This is a genomic window from Deltaproteobacteria bacterium, assembly GCA_016874755.1.
In the GTDB taxonomy this organism is placed as follows: Bacteria; Desulfobacterota; Binatia; order UBA9968; family UBA9968; genus DP-20.
This window is the reverse complement of the sequence record VGTH01000020.1, coordinates 18,361-35,067: the sequence shown is the minus strand read 5'-3', so window position 1 is coordinate 35,067 and position 16,707 is coordinate 18,361. Positions and strand designations below refer to the sequence as shown.

Below are 16,707 nucleotides of genomic sequence, written 5' to 3'. Positions count from 1 at the left end.
GGTTTCGGGTTTCGGACAAGAGAAACGGAGTTAGTTAGATGGCAACAAACGGCAAAGAAATTCACTGGGACAAAAACGTCGACGTCATAGTCGTCGGCTTCGGCGCGGCGGGCGGCATTTCGGCGATTACGGCGCACGACGCCGGCGCAAAGGTTTTGCTCATCGAAAAGATGCCCCACCCCGGCGGCATCTCGATTCTCTCCGGCGGCGGCGTGGCCTTTGCGCACAACGCCGAGGGTGCTTTTCAATATTTGAAGCGCACCTGCAACGGCACCACGCCCGATGACATTCTGCGCAAGATGGCCGAAGAAATGGTTGGCATGATCCCCTGGGTGACCGAGCTCGCCAGAGTCAGTGGCACCGAGCCGACCAAGACTGAAACCCGCGGCCATGGCACGTATCCGTTTCCCGGAACCAACGAGATCGATTCGATCAAGCTCAAAGACTTTCAAGCCTACGACGAGTTTCCCTGGGCCAAGGGACTGCGCGGCGGTGCGCGCTTGTTCAAAGTAGTCTACGACAACGTCAACGTGCGCAAGATCGAAACTTGGCTATCGAGCCCAGCCAAAGAGCTCATCCTAAACGGCGACGGCGAAGTCATCGGCATGAAAATCGAACACGAGGGCAAGACGCTCAACATCAAAGCCAAGAAAGGCGTCATCCTCGCCTGCGGCGGCTACGAAAACGACGACGCCATGAAGCTGCAATACTTCGAGGCGCAACCGGTCTATCCGGTCTACCTCGGCAACACCGGCGACGGCGTCAAGATGGCGCAGAAAGCTGGCGCCGGTTTGTGGCATATGTGGCACTTTCACGGCGGCTACGGTTTCAAATTCGCCGAGCTGCCCTTCGCCATCCGTCATGTCTGGGCCGGGCCGAGAAATGAAAATCGCAAAATGATCTGGATCGCCGTCGACAAATTCGGCAAGCGCTTCATGGACGAGTATCCCCCCGCGCCCCAAGACACTGGCACCCGGCCGCTGGAATACTACGACGCCGACATTCAGGACTACCCGCGCATCCCGTGCTATCTGATCTTCGACGAAGAAGGCCGCAAGCTAGGGCCCATCGGCATCCCGATCGTCAACGACGAGCGTTACGACGCCAGTTGGAGCGACGACAACTTAGCCGAGATAAACAAAGGCTGGATCAAAAAAGGCAACTCGCTGGAAGACATCGCCGCGCAGATCGACGTCAATCCCAAAGTGCTGCGCGCGACGGTGCAGCGCTGGAACGAGCTCTGCGACAAGGGCCAAGACGAAGATCAGAAGCGCCCGCCAAAAACGATGATGCCGATCAAGAACGGCCCGTTCTACGTCATGGAAGCCTGGCCGATCGTGAATAACACCCAGGGCGGCCCCGAACACGACGTCAAGCAGCGCGTGCTCGATCCGATGAAGAAGCCTATACCAAGGCTGTATGTCGCCGGCGAGATTAGCTCGATCTACGGGCATCTGTATTTGGAGGCGGGAAATATCACGGAGTGTTTTGTGGCAGGTAAGATCGCTGGGCAGAATGTCGCGGCGGAGGCGAGCTGGAGCGAATAGTGACCCGGATAAGGGGCGCGATTCATTGCGTCCGCAACCTACTTGGCAAACGGATGCTCGATGAACCCTGTATCATCAAGCTTCTTCATAATCGTGTGATTGATCACTTGCTCCGGTTTGATCTTCGCTACGCTCGGATCGCTCTCGGCAAGAAACTCGATCATCGCCGATATCCCGGCAACGTCGACATAGGGCTTCTTCGGCAGCACTGCAAGGCCGGACTTGTACTGCTCCTCGGCGGCATCGATACCGGGCAAGCGCAGATACTTGGCAATCGCCGCCTTGACCCGCGGCTTGTTCTTGGGATCGATGGTAAACGTGTTCGCCGCCACCACTGCTTTGAGCAGGCGTTCCGCCAAATCAGGTTCCGTCTTGAGAAACCGTTCGCGCGTCGCCATCACTTGTAAAGGATAGGGTATCGGCAGCTCGCTAAAGTCGGCGATGATGTTATATCCGCGCTGCTTCATCGCCACGTTGAGTCCGGGGTTGACGATAATCGCGTCGGTCCCGCCGGAGTTCATCGACGAGACGCGCGCCGCTTGACTGCCAACTTGAAGAATCGTAATGCCGTCGCGGCGCGCATCGAGCTTCCACTGCTTCAATGCCAAGACCACCGCATGATAGGACGCAGTGCCGATCTGGCTGATGCCGATTCGTTTACCCTTCAGGTCTTGAGGTGATTTTACGCTCGGTGAGCCGACAAAGATGTAGTTCATCTTATTGACGACGCCGCCAACGACGACCAGATCGCCGCCGCGCGCCCGCGAACTGATCACGGCCTGGCCAGCCATACCCATCATCGGCAGGTCGCCGGAAATCAACGCCTGCGCGCCGCGCGTGCCGCCTTCGATCAAGATCAAATCGACATCGACGCCAAACCGCTTGAACAAGCCTCCTTCTTTGGCGACCCAAATCGGCGTCTGGTTAGAGCTCAGAGAGGAGTAGCCGAGCAAGACTCTATTCTGAGCTGCGGCACCATTCACAAAAGAAACAGCCAACGTCAGAACGAACCCAAGGCGTAACCACACCATCATCGACTCCTGAACTATGAAGCGTCTCTTCAATACCCTGAACCGCCAGCGCTCAAGGATGCACGTCCTGAGTAAACCAATCGAGCGGCACTTCCCGGCCCAGCCCCTTCGCCTTCGCCGCGTCGTAGACTCTTTTGCCAACGGCGGCGAACTGCGCGCCCATGCCGATGTTGTTGACGAAGCCGGTGATCTGCTGCTCGCTCTCCCGTCCTTTGACGCGCCCGCAAAGTAAATCGGCTATGGTCGGCAGCGACTTCCAATCGATGCCGCGCTCGGTGGGGTGATCGCGCAGCTTGAAATCTTCCCGTTCGAAATGCGCCAGCGCGGCGGACGTAACGTTATTTTCCGTCATGTGCGAATGCAGCACCAGCGGCTTGCAGGTTAGCAGCGCTTCGTCGTCGAACTCGTCGCGCTGCATGCTGCTGATATGCATGCCTTCTTTTAACGCCCACTTTCCGAGAAACGCTTTGCGCGAGTTGGTCGAAGTAATAATGATGTCGACGTTGTTGACCGCCTCTTCGTAGGAATCCACCGGCGTGATGTCGATGCCAACCAGTGGACTCGTCTCCTTGGCGAATTTTTCGCGGTTGACTTTAGTCGGACTGAAGACTTTGATCTTCTTGATTTTGCGCGCCTCGCAGACAGCGAGCACCTGCGTGCCCGCTTGCCAGCCGGAGCCAACCAGGCCGACGGTCTCGGCGTTTTGCCGCGCCAGATACTTAGTCGAAACGCCGTTGGCGCCGCCGACGCGGAAGCGCTGCAACACGCCGTCGTTTATGATCGCCAGCAGCTCGCCGTTGGACGAGCTGAACAACATAACGATGCCCATCCATCGCTCGCCTGGCAGCGACGGAATTTTTTCCCGCCGCATGCCGCCCCCGGTGTCGCGCCAGGCGACGATGTCGGAAGAAAAGCGCAGCGCCGCCGTGCCGAAATGCGGCGAAGCGCCGCTCATGCTTTTTAGATAATGCGCCATCGGCCCCTCAGCACTCTGCGCCGCCGCCGTCGGGCTGTGCACATCCGAGCGCGGCGCGGTGATCGCCACGCCTTGGCCCATCTCCCGATAGAGCGTTTCCAGCGCGTCCATCGTGTCTTTCATGGTGATGATTTGTTCGACGTCGTCGTTGTTTAAGAAAATGGGCATCCGTGGTTTCGCTTCCTTCCCTACTTGTCTATGTGCCCAACGTGGGCGACCAACCGGTCGCCCCTGCACGAACATGCCTCCGGTCTACTCAGTCCCGTATATCCTGCAAAAACCACTCGGTCGGCAGTTCTCTTCCGAGCTTACGTTCTTTGGCCAACTCGAAAGCCTTCCCCGCCACCGCGAAGAACTGCGCGCCTTGAATATTGCCGCGCTCCGAATAAGTAACTTGCTTGTCAGACGCGCGGCCTCGCTTCGTGCCCGCGAGAATCTCGGATAAAAACACAGCGCGATCTTCGGCGATCACACCATGGCCGCGCTGCCCCGACCGCTTCATCTGAAACCCGGCGTTCTCTTTGGGTCGCGCGGCGTAGGTAATATATTCATCATCGACGCCAAACTGCGGCAAGCCCCAGGGCGCGGGTGCGGTGCCTAAACGCAGCGAAACGTCTATTCGCTTGAGCGTGTCTTCGTCGGGATGACCGCCGACGCAGGTGACATGCGTCCCCTCTTCCAGCCATTTGCCGATGACGATCGGCACGGCGGAATCGGTGCAGCCCGCAACGATATGCGCGCCTTTGTAGACGTCGCGCGGATTACTCATGGGCACGACTTCAAGCCCATACTGCTCACTGATCTCCTTGGCGTAGGCTTCCCGATTAGCTTTGGTCGGGCTGTAGACCTGAATCTTTTTTAACTTCGGCCGCGCCAAGAGAAACGACTCGACATGCGAGCGCGCCATGCCGCCCGAGCCGATCATGCCCACTACCGTGGCATCTTCGCGCGCCATGTACTTCGCGCCGATGCCGGAGTCGGCGCCGACGCGCATGTGCTGCAAATAGCCGTCGTTGATCAGCGCCAACGGCTCGGCGTTTTTGGTGCTGTTGAGCAAAATCAGCCCGCAGAACGTGCCGGGCTGCACGCAGTATTTCTCCTGCGTGATCGCGCCTTGATACTCGGTCTCGTAGATCACGTCTGACTTCATGCGAATCGCGAAATAACCGGAGGTCGAGCCGCCCTCCATGGTCCCCCATTGGTAGATCTTGTCGGAGTCGGGCGTGGGAATCTGAATATCGATGCGCGGCCGGCACACCGCCTCGTTGACAGCGAGCTCGCGATACGCCTTGTCGAGCGCGTTCATCGTGACTTCCATGGTCAGCACTTGCTTGACGTCGTCGTTGTTAAGAAACAGCATCTTAAACCTGCCTTGCATCAAGATCAGATGATCCGTCGGATCAGTCCGATCGGTCGGATCTCTAAAGGCCACGCCCCCACAGTTTGGTGAAAAACCCCTCGTCGACCACTTCTTGAACCAAACTGTTATCGTAAAATTGCTGCGGCTTGGCCTGTTTGGCTTTGGGGTTGCTCCGCGCGACTTCATCGAGCGTCACCTGAAACGCCGCAGGTTTCACAAACGGAATCTTTTCAAGAAAATCTTGGCCGTACTTGATGCTGCCGTCGAGCATGCCCACGTCGTTGATCTTGGTGTAGCGCGCGAAGATGGCTCGGGTCTGCTCCCTGCGCGTGTGTAGAAAGTGCAGCGCGCGGCCGTAGGCACGGATCATCGCCTTCGCTTGGCTGCGTTTTTCTTTCAAAAACTTGCGCGTGGTGGTAAAGCCCATGTGCATGAACGGCACTTCTTCGCTCGCGAGATTAGCCAAAACCTTGGCTCCGCCTTGCTCCGCCACGTAGGCCATGGGCTGCGACATCGGCGCCGCGGCAATGATCTTCTTCGACAACGCCGCGGCAATCTCCGGCATGCCGCCGATCTGCACGAAAGCGACATCTTTGTTGGCCTCAAGCCCATGCTTGGCGAGCAGCATGCGCATGCCAAAATCGCTCGACGACCCGAAACGGGTGATACCGACGGTTTTGCCGCGCAGATCGGCAACGGTTTTAATATCGGGGTTGCCCATGATGTAAAACGCCACGACGTTCGACATCGCGCCCATGGCAATCAAATCGGCGCCGGCCAAACCCGAGTCGACCACCACCTGGCTGTTGGCGCCAGAAACGGCGACCTCGCCCGCGAGCGTCGCTTTCGCCACGGTCGGTGAGCTGAGGACGAAAATCAGATCGACATCGAGACCTTCCTGCTTGAAGAAGCCCGCGTCGTGCATGATCCAAAGCGGCGAGTTCACCGCACTCACCGACGACCACGCGGCAATCAGCTTCTGCGCATCGGCGGGCGTCGACCAAAGCCCAGCAAAGAAAATCACCGACCAGGCGAATATCGTCCGAAATCCCATCACTCCACTACTCCAACACCCATTCATCTTCCGTCAAGGCGCTTTCCCCCAAAGCTTGGTGAAGAACCCCTCATCCACCAACTCCTGCACCACGCTGTTGTCGTAGAACTGCGCTGGCTTAAATTGTTTGGCTTTCGGATTGGTCCGCGCAATCTCATCGAGAGTGACTTGAAAGCCGGCGGGCTTGACGAGTGGGATTTTTTCCATGAACTCATAGCCATATTTGAGCGTGGCGTCGAGAATCTTCGGGTCCTTCACTTTAGTGTACTTCTGAATAATCGCCAAGGTTTCTTCTTTGCGGTTGTAAAGAAAATGCATCGAACGGGCATAGGCGCGCAGGAACGCCTTCGCTTGCGGTCTTTTTTCTTTCAGGAATCTCTTAGTCGTGGTGATCGCCAGGTGCACAAAAGGGATCTCATCCTTCACCATATTGGCCAATAGCCGCGCGCCCTGTTGCTCGGCCACAGCCGCCGACGGCTGCGACATCGCCGCGGCGGCGATCAGTTTCTTCGACAGGGCCACCGCAATCTCGGGCTGCCCGCCGATCTGTATGAACGGCACATCCTTGCCGGCCTCCAGGCCGTGCTTGCCCAGAAACATCCGGGTGCCAAAATCTGAGGCAGCGCCAAAGCGAGAAATACCGACCGACTTCCCCTTGAGGTCAGCAACGGTTCTCACCTCAGGAATCGACATGATGTAAAACGGCACCATATTGACCACCGCTCCCATGGCGACCAGGTCGCCACCCGCCAAACCGGAGTCCGATACCACCTGACTGTTCTGTGAGCTGATCGAAATATCCCCCGCCAGCGTCGCCTTCGCCGCCGTCGGCGAACTGAGAATGAACAGCGTGTCGACGTCCATCCCTTCCTGCTTATAAAACCCCGCGTCCGGCATGATCCAAAACGGTGAGTTAAACGCGCTCACCGAAGTCCAAGCGATGGTGAGCTTCTGCGCCGAGGCCGGCGAAACCAAAAAACAAGGGGTGGCAATTACAAGAATACCCAACAGCAAGAACTCTTTCTTCGCCCAAAAAAGCATCACTTACCTCAGCAAGATTTCAACTTCCCCTTTTGAAAAAGCGGCACCGAGGGGGATTTTCTTTTGCACCTATTCGCAAATCCCCCCTAGCCCCGCTTTTTTCAAAGGGGGGAACAAAACATGCCTAAACTATTCTACCCCACAAAATGCGCCCCACCGTCGACGTTCAACAATTGCCCAGTCATAAAATCGCTCTCGGACGAGGCGAGAAACATCACGGTGCCGACCAAGTCGTTCTCCACCTGGACGCGCTTCAACGCCCGATTGGCGACGCGGCTGGCGTTAAACGCTGCGTCCACCGCACGTCCTTCGGTGACGACAAACCCCGGCGCCACCGTATTCACGCAAATGTTGTAGTCGCCTAACTCTTTCGCCATCGCCCGCGTCATGGCGATCAACGCCCCTTTTGAGGTCACGTAGTGAATGTAGTTCTGGCCGCCATTCAAAGCAGTCCCCGAAGAGATATTGATGATTTTGCCTTTGCCCGCTTGCTTCATATGTGGGAATGCCGCTTTGGCGCAGAGCCACGATCCGCGCACGTTGACGGCCATGCCTTTGTCGAATTCGTCGACTTCCATTTCCCAGAACACGCTTTTCTTAACCGTCATAAAATACGCAGCGTTGTTGACGAGCACATCGACGCTGCCGAACTCTTTGGCCACCTGATCGACCATTGCCTTGACGCTCTTCTCGTCCGACACGTCGCAGGCCATGCTGATCGCCGTGCCGCCCATATCTTTGATCGCTTTGACGACGTGATCGGCGCTGGCGATGTCCGGCAGCGCGACTTTCGCTCCCTCTTTGGCGAACCCCATCGCGTAGGCTTTGCCGATCTTGCCGCCGCCACCCGTGATGATGACCGACTTGTTTTGGAATCGCATAATACACTCCTTTCACTGTGAAGGTGGTTTTCCCTTAGCACCTGCGTCGTTGGCGTGTCAATGTGAGCAAATGTGAGCACGCCCCAATCGACACGGGCCGCAACCCCTGCTACTTTCTTGGGTTATGAATCAGCGAAGGTGCTTTTCTCTGTCCCTTGTCTTGCTGCTTGTCGCGACTTCGTCGCTCGCCGCGGAGCGGCCGCGCGAGCGCGTCCGCATCGGCGTGTCGTCTAAATCGATCGGGTTCTTCGACGTCTGGGCGGCCCACGAAAAGGGCTTCTTCCGCAAACAGGGCTTCGACTCCGAAGTGATCACGATTCGCCCCAACCTGTCGGTGGTCGCCGTGCAAGCAGGCGAGATCGATTACTCGATGATGACAAGCACGGTGATCCGCTCGGCGGTGAAGGGCTTGCCGCTGAAGCTCGTCACCATCGGCTTGAAATCGTCATTTCATACTCTGGTGGCGCGCGGCAGCTACAAATCCCTCGTTGAGTTAAAAGGCAAGAAGATCGCCATCTCCAATGTCGGCGCCACCGACGAGTTGGTCGCCCGCGCGCTCTTGCAAAAGGCCGGGCTCGATCCGCGCCGGGACGTCGCCATGCTCTCCGTCGGCGCTTCCGAAACGCGCTTTCAATCGCTGCTCTCTGGGCAGATGGACGCGGCGACGCTATCCCTGCCCCATTCCGTTTTGGCCAAGCAGCAGGGCTATCGCTTTCTCGGCAGCGCCGGCGACGTGCTGCACATTCCCTTCACCGGTTTGTCAACGACAACTGCGAAGATTCAGCGCGAGCGCGAGTCGATCAAACGCATGATCCTGGCCCAAATGGAGGCCATGCGCTGGATCAAGACTCAGAAAAGCGAAGCGGTGCAGTTCATGCGGCAGTTCTTCGGCACCGATGAGGCAACAGCGGTGGAATCTTACAACGTCTACGCCCCGTTGATCATCGACGACCTGCGCGTCACTGCCGACGCCGTGCGCGCCATTCTCGACTCCGAAGGCGCGGCCACCATTCCGTGGACCCAAGTGGCCGATGCGACGCTGGTCGAAGAGCTGCTGCAGAAGGGCCAAGTTCGTTGACAGCGCGCTAGCGCGCTTTTATGATCGCGCCATGACGAAATTCGCTCTGGCTATCTGTGCTTTTGCCTTCACGCTATCCTTTTCCAGCCCCAGTTCGAGCAAGGAAAGCTACCTCGCCTACTCGACCATGACGCTCAACAACACGGCGTTGTGGGTCCCCCGCGATATGGGCTTTCTGAAAAAGCACGGCATCGACGCCACGTTGGTCTACGTGCAAGGCGGCGGCGTGCTGGTGCAAGGCATGCTGCGTGGCTTCATCGATCGCGTCTTCGGCAAAAAACTATAAGAGGAACCAACATGGCTAAACTAAAACTCACCATCGCCTTCGACAAGTATGACTATTTGCAGCCGCTGAAAGACGGCACCGTCGAAGCCGAAGGACTCGACTTGAACGTCATCACCGTCGAAAGTGGTATCCGCCACGAGCGCATGTTCCACCATGGCGAGTACGACGCCTGCGAGTTTTCCATGTCGTCTTATTTAGTCGCGCGTGGTCAGGACATCGACCGGCTGCAAGCCATCCCGTTTTTCCCAAGACGCATGTGGGGCCACAAGTTCTGCTTCATCAAAACCGGTTCGGGCGTCAAGAAACCTTCCGATCTCAAAGGCGGCCGCATCGGTCTGCGGAGTTACGAGAACACGCTAGCATTGGTCACCAAGGGCATGCTGATGAACAGCTATGACCTGGGCGTCGGCGACGTCACGTGGGTGATCGTGAATAAGGAGCACGTCGGCTTCAAACTGCCGCCGCACATCAAAGTCGAGTTCGTCGAAGGCAATCGCAAGCTCGAAGACCTGCTAGTCGAAGGCAAAGTCGACGCCGAAGTGGAGCCGGATTTACCGCGCCGCTGGATCCGCGGCGAAGGCAGCGTGCAACGGCTATTTCCAGAATTCGAGCAAGAAGAACGCGCTTATTATAAAAAGACGGGCATTTTCCCGATCATGCACCCGGTGGTGATCAAAAAAGAAATCCTCGACCGCGATCCCTGGGTGGCAACGAGTTTATACGAGGCGCTGCTCGCCTCGCGCAGAGCGTACAACGATTTCATGGAGCAGCCCCATCGGCTGAGCTTCGCCTGGGGCAGATCCTATCTCGAAGAAGAGCGTAAATTCTTCGGCAAGGACCCGTTCTACCAGGGCCTCAAAGAGAACTATAATGACGTCGAGAACCTAATCAAATTCGCCGACCAGCAGGGCATGCTCGGACGGAAACTAAAAGTAGAAGAGCTGTTCACCGAGAACACGAGAACTACTTAACTGTTTCGGGTGTCGAGTTCCGGGTTTCGGGTTGAACCTGCCAACCGAGCGAAAACCCGAGACTCGAAACTCGAAACAAAAAACCCGGAGGGTTTTCATGGACTACCGCATCATCGACGCCGACGGCCACGTCATGGAGCTCGACAGCGAGCTGCGCGAATTTATCGGCGCGCCGTACAACGACCTCGAATGGCACCAGAGCTATTCGTTTTGGCCGGGTCTTACGATGGACGGCTTTCTGCGCTCGCTGCGCAAAAAAGGCGGCTGGGCCGGCGGCGGCACCGGCCCCAATGCGCAAGATTGGTTGCGCTTCCTCGATATCAATAAGATCGAGCTGACGGTTCTCTATCCAACCCAGGGGCTCACCCACGGCGCGATTCAAGATCACGACTGGGCCATTTGCATGGCGCGCGCCTACAACGATTGGCTCTACAACAAATTCATGGCCGTCAGCCCGCGGCTAGTGGGCGTGGCTCTACTGCCGATTCAGGACATCGGCGAAGCAGTGAAAGAATTGCGCCGAGCGGTGAACGACTTGGGCATGGTGGGCGCCGTGTTGCCGGCGGTCGCACCGGGCGGGCGGCTCTACAGTGGCGCCGATTTCTACCCGCTTTGGGAAGAGGCCCAAAGACTCGACGTGCCGATCTCCACCCATGGCGGCCTCAGCACGCCAGCGCTGGGGCTCGACATGGTGAATAATTTTACCATTGGTCACACCTTGGAACATCCCTTCGCGCAGATTCGCCATTTCGTTTCACTGATGTTCGAAGGCGTCTTCGAGCTTTATCCCAATCTCAAATTCGGCTGCATCGAATGCGGCGTCGGCTGGCTGCCTTACATGATGGACCGCATGGATGAGGAGCAAGAACGCAAAGGCCACTACTCGCCGCGCTGCAAACTGAGACCGAGCGAATATGTGAAGAAAGGCAATATTTTCTTCGCCGTCGAAGTCGAAGAATCCGCCTTACCCTTGGCCGCACAGGTCGCCAACGACAACACGCTCATTTGGGCGTCGGATTACCCCCACGAGCGCGACCAGCGCGACTTTAGCCATGACATTCCAAACTTGATCAACCGCAAGGACGTGAGCGACGAGCTGAAACGAAAAATCTTCTGGGACAACCCGCTGCGTTTCTACCCGCGCCTGAAGGCGCGGGTGGAGAAGGGCGACACGAAAATTCGCGCCGTTGGGTAAGCTCTTTGCTCGACAGTGACAAACGGGCCGAGCGAACTCCGTTCGCTCGGCCTTTTTGTTTTTTCGCGAAACGACTAAGCTGGCACCAAGGGAGGCACGCCATGACCCAAGATCGATTCATCGAAGAACTCTGGTCCTACGCCGCCGAAGTGCCGATGGAGCAGCACCCCTGGTTCGACGGCATCATCAAGCATCGCTGGCGCAAGGAGCAGATTATTCTTGGCGAGGTGCAGCACTACCTGCGCGTGCGCACCAACCCGATTTTCTTTGGTTACATGGCGATCAACGCCGTATCCGCCAAAGAATACGCTGTCATGGAAACCGTGCTGGAAAATTTCATGGAAGAGCTCGGCGGCAAGCGCACGCATGTCGACATCATGCTGCAGTTTCTCGAAGAAGGCGGCATCACGCGCGAAGCAGCGGACAATGCCGAGCCGGCGCCAGGCACGCTGGCGGCGATCGAAATGATCATCGGCTGCTGCCAGCGACGCTCAGCTTTGGAAGGCGTCGCCATGCTCGCCTTTGTCGAAAGCCAACTGGGCGGTGCGGGAAAGATTTCCGAAAAAGTGTATCGCGAGCTGACCGAGTTCTACAAATTTTCCCCACGCGCCGCGGCGACGTACCAGTTGCACGCCGCCCAGGACGAAGGCCACGGCAGCCGGCAAATCGCCGCGATTCGCCAACTTGCCACCGACGAGGTGACACAGAACAAAATCCGCGCCGCGGTCAAACTGGGATTGACTGCGTTCACCCTCGAATGGGACGGCCACGTGCAGGCGATGACTGGCAAGCGGGAGTTTTGGGGCGGGGTCGCCAACCTGAATCTACGTCAACCTCAAGTGCGGCTGCGTTCGTAGCAGGGAGCCAGAGGAGAAAGCCAAGAGCGAAGCGATAAAGGCAATCCGATTCTCGCCCCCGTTTCGGGGGAGAGTTAGAGAGAGGGCAGACACGCGCTCTGCAACGAGCCCCCATTTCAATCTTCCCCCGAGGCGGGGGAAGAGGTCTGAGTTTTTGGTTCAAAGTCTCAGGCTTCGCGTTCCGGCAACCCGAAACCCGAAACTCGGAACACGAAACTCACCTCAGATCGGCCATTCCTTCGGCAAATCTCTTCGCAATCCCTTGTATTCCGCGTCGTCGCTGTGATTGGCGCGCAGGCGCTTTAACGCCGCGACGACTTCGTCTTGTGACTTTCTAACAGCGTTGGAGACCATGCCCGTGGTCTCTTCGAAGCCCAGGCCTCAATTGCTGTGTCAGCCGCGCATGCGTTTGAGAATGTAGAGATCGTCTTCTTTGCTCATGTCGCCACTCCGGAAAATCCGACTTGTTGCACGGTGATGGACTCCACCGCGCTATCCGGCAAACCATTTTTATCCACCACGACCCGAACACGAACGAAAATGCGCCAGCTTTCACCCAGGTACCGAACGTACAGAAGCACGAAGGCATTCTCCGTCACCAACCCCGGCGGTTCTTTACAGTGAACTTCTGCTGTGAAGTTAGCATCGGCTTGAGCATCGAGCAGCAGCGGTCGGGCGAAGCGAATATTTTCCGACTTGAACTGCCCATGCGGCAGGCGCGCGGCGTCGATTTCTAGTCGTCCTGCCCCACGATTAACCACACGAAAAGTCACACGCCACTCGCCAGCGATTTCACGCGGCTCAACCGCGATCTGCTCCAACGATAATTCCGGCGGCGCACTTGGATTCACGCTTACAAATCGATCCGATAATGTTTCAGCTTGCCTTCGTCGAGCTCAATCCCTAACCCGGGCTTCGATGAGACGATCACGTCACCATTGTCGAAAGCAAACGGCTCGCTGATGATATCGTCTTGATAGTAAATCCCGGCGATACCCTGCTTGGCTTTTTCTTTGGGCGACGACACCGGCACCACGCAGCCATACGTAACGACTCCGGTCGAAGCGGCGAGATGAATATTGGCGGCGTTGCCGACGCCGGTTTCCACCGAGCCGTTGACGTTACACTTCAAACCGGCAGCTTCCGCCACCGCGGCGACTTTTTTCCCTTTGAACATACCGCCTGGCTTGGTCGTATAGATCGAAATTACGTCGGCCGCTTTCTTCTTGATGATCTCCAGTACATCCTCCGCCGTCCAGGCGCTTTCGTCGGCCATGATCGGCGTGTCGACGCGTGCCGCCACTTCCGCCATGCGGTCAATGCCTTCCACCGGCTGTTCCATATAAAGCAGATTAAACTCTTCCATCGCCTTGGTGATCTTCACCGCCGCCTTCGGCGTCGGATAGCCCTGGTTCGCGTCCACACAAATGTTCAGATCTGGACCGATGGCCTTGCGAACCTGCTTCACTAGTTCAACATCGCGCTTGGCTTCAACTCCGCCTTTAAGCTTGATGGTCTTTACACCTTCGGCGATAGCCTGCTTGGCTTCGTCAACTGCCTTCTCGATCTCCATCAGACCCAGGCTATGCGCAATCGGCACCCGGTCGCGAAACAGACCACCGAGCAGTTGATAGGCCGGCACGCCCAGCGCCTTGCCAACAACGTCGTACAACGCGCCATCGATGGCCGCCTTGCAATACGGGTAACCTTTCACGGCTTTGTCCATCAGCCCGTGGATCGCCTCAAAACGCGCCGGGTCCTGGTCTTTCAAAGCCGGCGCGAGAATATCGTTGATGATGTGCGCGGTGGTCTTCGGCGTCTCGCCGAAATACTTGCCGTTGTCGCCGCCCCAGTCTTTCAGCACCGGCGCTTCGCCCAGGCCGACCAACCCCTGATCGGTGTGAACTTTGACGATGACGTAGACACCAATCGGTGTCGTCAAACTGGCCCACTGGTGCACCCGTCGGGTTGGCAAGCGAATGGGAATCGTTTCGATTTTGGTAATCTTCATGTGGCCTGAAAACAGTCTCTAATTCTTACAATGCTTTCCCCGCTCCGAGCACGCCTCTTTCTTTGCGCCCTCTGCGCGAGATAAATCCGAACTACCCCACTCTCAACAACGTATCCGTCGGCGTCACATCCGACAGCAATTCACAGCCCTTCTCTGAAACCGCGAACATGTCTTTGTTCTGCATGCCGAAGCGGCCAGGAATATAGACCAACGGCTCAAAGGCACCGACCATCCCCGCTTCGACAATTTCGTTGCCGTAGCGCCCCATGTAGGGCTCTTCGTGTAAATACAGCCCAATGCCATGGGCGACGAAACTGATCGGCTCGAAGCCGAGCTGGCTGAATTTCTCTAAAAACTTTCGGTAAATCTCCGGGCAGCTCGCGCCCGGTTTGATCAAGTCCATGACCAGATATTTGCATTCGATCAGGTTTGACCAAATCTTATATTGCTCCGGCGTCGCATCGCCGACCACCGCGGTGCGGCAAATGCCGGTCAAATAACCAAACTTCTGCCCGAAGATCTCCATGCGAATGATGTCGCCGTGCTTAAGCCTGCGGTCGGTGGGCCCGACATTGGGAAACTCGCTGCGCTCGCCGGAGGCGATGATCATGAGCTTATAGCTCTCAGCCCCGCCGGCAAACAAGGTTTTCAACAATGTCCCAGCAAGCTCCAGCTCGCTCATGCCGACCTTGGCCGAGCGCAATGCCGTCCCTATCGCATTGTCGGTCAACTTGCTGAGCGAGCGCAGGAGCGCCAGCTCGCCGGGAGTCTTGATCTGACGCGCTTTGTTAAAAATCGCGTCAGCCGCCATCCAATTCACGTTGGGCAAATTCTTTTGCAGAGTGGCAAAATCCTTGGCTGGCAGAAACTCCATCTCGACAGCCACTTTGGCACAGTCGAGTTTTAGATCCTGGAGAGCCTCCGACAGCTTGTCCATCGGATCGTCGGAAAACTCCCGGTAGATGCGCAAATCGTCGATACCCGCATGCGCGCGCACCGTCGTCGCTTCCATGTCGATGGCCACCATGGAGATTTTGCCATTGGCAGTAACGATCACTGCGGCATGGCGCCAGCGCATCAGCGACTGCGACGGCACCACGAAGCCAGAGACGTAGGCGACGTTTTCCGGAGAGAGCGCGACGATGGCGTCGAGCCCTTCAGCGCTGATGCGCTTCTTCAAGCGGGAAATAATTTCCTGGTCCATATTCGCTGGGAGTGAGGATATAGAGCGCTAACTATCGGGTCAAGAACTCCACTGGCCTTGAGCGCGCCACGGCAGAGTTATGAAGCAGAAAGCAAAGTTTAGAATCCACTGAAATGCTCCGCTTTTACTTTTTGTGCTGCGACGGCTTGGCCCACGCGCTGCAAGTCTGGAATAAATTCAATGGAATCCAATTGCTGGACGTTTTTCGGTTCAATGTCATTTAGCCCAAGTGTATCGAGCCCGCTGCGCGTCAATTCCGCGTTGAAACGCATATAGGTAAACAGTTTGTCTTTGACCGGTCCGCGCTTGCCGATCATGTCACCGATTTCGCGGTCCAGCGGACCACCCGCCAAGCAGTTGCCGAACACGCGACAGAGAAAGTCTTGTTCGTTCAACGCTGCAGACATCAGAGCCGACGGTATGGAGCCGGCGTTGTAAAGTAGATTCATTTCTTCGGGCTTCAGATCCTTGTTCGCGTCCGGGCTGGTGCCAGTGCCGACTGAAACGATCAACGTTTTGTCTGCGCCGGTGGGCCAATCTATGTTGTAAGGCTCGACGGTTGCCATGAGGAACGCCTGAAACGCTGGATTGTTGTACATGGTGATGCCGCCGTCGACGAAGATAAACTCCTTGTCACCGATCTGCACTACCTCTGGCGGAAAATAGGTCGGCGCCGCGGTACTCGCGCGAATCAGTTGCCAGAGTGGCAGGTTCAAGTTGCAATCCTGTCGACTGCGATTGTTGTATTTCGCATGCGGGTTGTTGGAGACCGGCCACGGCGAATCCGTGCTGGCATTGCGCATCACGCACATAAGCAAACTGCGCAGCTTATCCGTACCGAGAGTTGTGTCGGCGCCGAATTCTTCTCTCAGGCGATTGGACAGTTTTTCGTCTTCAAACTTGTAACGATGGCGCCGCAGGAGCGATGCCTTGTCGAACATCTCCTTGCCGTTGTCGAGATAAAACTGGCGCACTTTGCCCACCGTCATGCCCCAAGAAAGACAGGCCGCGATAATCGCGCCGGTGCTCGTGCCGGCAAAGAAATCAAAATAATCGGCAAGCACGAAGTCGGCTTGCCCGCCCGCCCTCTGGCGCAGCAACCGTTCGATTTCAGCTAGAATCTCGACCGTTAGGATGCCGCGAATACCGCCGCCGTCGAGGGCGAGTATTTTCTTTGGACCTTTGGCTGCGATTCTGTCTGCAAGACTCATATCG

General features: G+C 57.0%; 16 protein-coding genes. 6 read left to right on the top strand and 10 right to left on the bottom strand.

The features are described from left to right. Positions 1-38 precede the first annotated feature (38 nt). Positions 39-1,547 (top strand): FAD-binding protein, encoded by a 1,509-nt coding sequence (locus FJ145_13640; GenBank protein ID MBM4262457.1) that lies wholly within the window; start codon positions 39-41, stop codon positions 1,545-1,547. Positions 1,548-1,585: 38 nt separating this feature from the next. Here the strand turns inward: FJ145_13640 and FJ145_13635 are convergent, their stop codons facing one another. From FJ145_13635 to FJ145_13610, 6 genes are all read right to left on the bottom strand, one after another. Continuing rightward, entirely contained in the window at positions 1,586-2,581 is a 996-nt protein-coding gene (locus tag FJ145_13635) for an ABC transporter substrate-binding protein (GenBank protein ID MBM4262456.1), read from the bottom strand. Positions 2,582-2,630: 49 nt separating this feature from the next. After that, positions 2,631-3,797: an ornithine cyclodeaminase family protein gene (locus FJ145_13630; GenBank protein ID MBM4262455.1), complete on the bottom strand. Its 1,167-nt coding sequence runs from the start codon at positions 3,795-3,797 to the stop codon at positions 2,631-2,633. Between the two features lie 13 nt (positions 3,798-3,810). Continuing rightward, positions 3,811-4,914 carry an ornithine cyclodeaminase family protein gene (locus FJ145_13625; GenBank protein MBM4262454.1) on the bottom strand — a complete coding sequence of 368 codons (1,104 nt, stop codon included), beginning with the start codon at positions 4,912-4,914 and terminating at the stop codon, positions 3,811-3,813. A gap of 61 nt (positions 4,915-4,975) precedes the next feature. Next, positions 4,976-5,995, bottom strand: coding sequence for an ABC transporter substrate-binding protein (locus tag FJ145_13620; GenBank protein MBM4262453.1), 1,020 nt, complete (start codon positions 5,993-5,995; stop codon positions 4,976-4,978). A gap of 6 nt (positions 5,996-6,001) precedes the next feature. Continuing rightward, positions 6,002-7,009, bottom strand: coding sequence for an ABC transporter substrate-binding protein (locus tag FJ145_13615; GenBank protein MBM4262452.1), 1,008 nt, complete (start codon positions 7,007-7,009; stop codon positions 6,002-6,004). Positions 7,010-7,143: 134 nt separating this feature from the next. Next, complete coding sequence (locus FJ145_13610) at positions 7,144-7,890, bottom strand: SDR family oxidoreductase (protein MBM4262451.1); 747 nt, start codon at positions 7,888-7,890, stop codon at positions 7,144-7,146. Between the two features lie 124 nt (positions 7,891-8,014). Between FJ145_13610 and FJ145_13605 the strand changes: the two genes are divergently transcribed. From FJ145_13605 to FJ145_13585, 5 genes are all read left to right on the top strand, one after another. Further along, a complete protein-coding gene (locus FJ145_13605) occupies positions 8,015-8,968 on the top strand; it encodes an ABC transporter substrate-binding protein (GenBank protein ID MBM4262450.1) in 954 nt (317 codons plus the stop codon). A gap of 31 nt (positions 8,969-8,999) precedes the next feature. Continuing rightward, positions 9,000-9,254, top strand: coding sequence for a hypothetical protein (locus FJ145_13600; GenBank protein ID MBM4262449.1), 255 nt, complete (start codon positions 9,000-9,002; stop codon positions 9,252-9,254). Between the two features lie 11 nt (positions 9,255-9,265). Continuing rightward, positions 9,266-10,225, top strand: coding sequence for a hypothetical protein (locus FJ145_13595; GenBank protein MBM4262448.1), 960 nt, complete (start codon positions 9,266-9,268; stop codon positions 10,223-10,225). A 97-nt stretch (positions 10,226-10,322) separates the two neighbouring features. Then, positions 10,323-11,420, top strand: a complete 1,098-nt coding sequence (locus FJ145_13590) for an amidohydrolase (GenBank protein MBM4262447.1) — start codon at positions 10,323-10,325, stop codon at positions 11,418-11,420. Between the two features lie 101 nt (positions 11,421-11,521). Then, positions 11,522-12,277: a hypothetical protein gene (locus FJ145_13585; GenBank protein ID MBM4262446.1), complete on the top strand. Its 756-nt coding sequence runs from the start codon at positions 11,522-11,524 to the stop codon at positions 12,275-12,277. Between the two features lie 437 nt (positions 12,278-12,714). On the opposite strand, the gene FJ145_13580 is transcribed toward FJ145_13585, so the two are convergent. The 4 genes from FJ145_13580 to FJ145_13565 all read right to left on the bottom strand — a co-directional run bounded on the left by FJ145_13580 (position 12,715) and on the right by FJ145_13565 (position 16,703). Further along, positions 12,715-13,098, bottom strand: a complete 384-nt coding sequence (locus tag FJ145_13580; GenBank protein MBM4262445.1) for a hypothetical protein — start codon at positions 13,096-13,098, stop codon at positions 12,715-12,717. Between the two features lie 32 nt (positions 13,099-13,130). Further along, a complete protein-coding gene (locus FJ145_13575) occupies positions 13,131-14,288 on the bottom strand; it encodes a mandelate racemase (GenBank protein MBM4262444.1) in 1,158 nt (385 codons plus the stop codon). Between the two features lie 91 nt (positions 14,289-14,379). Next, positions 14,380-15,492 carry an aminopeptidase P family protein gene (locus FJ145_13570; GenBank protein ID MBM4262443.1) on the bottom strand — a complete coding sequence of 371 codons (1,113 nt, stop codon included), beginning with the start codon at positions 15,490-15,492 and terminating at the stop codon, positions 14,380-14,382. Between the two features lie 98 nt (positions 15,493-15,590). Beyond that, the gene (locus FJ145_13565) at positions 15,591-16,703 is read right to left on the bottom strand and encodes a patatin (protein ID MBM4262442.1); all 1,113 of its coding nucleotides are present in this window, start codon (positions 16,701-16,703) and stop codon (positions 15,591-15,593) included. Positions 16,704-16,707: the final 4 nt, after the last annotated feature.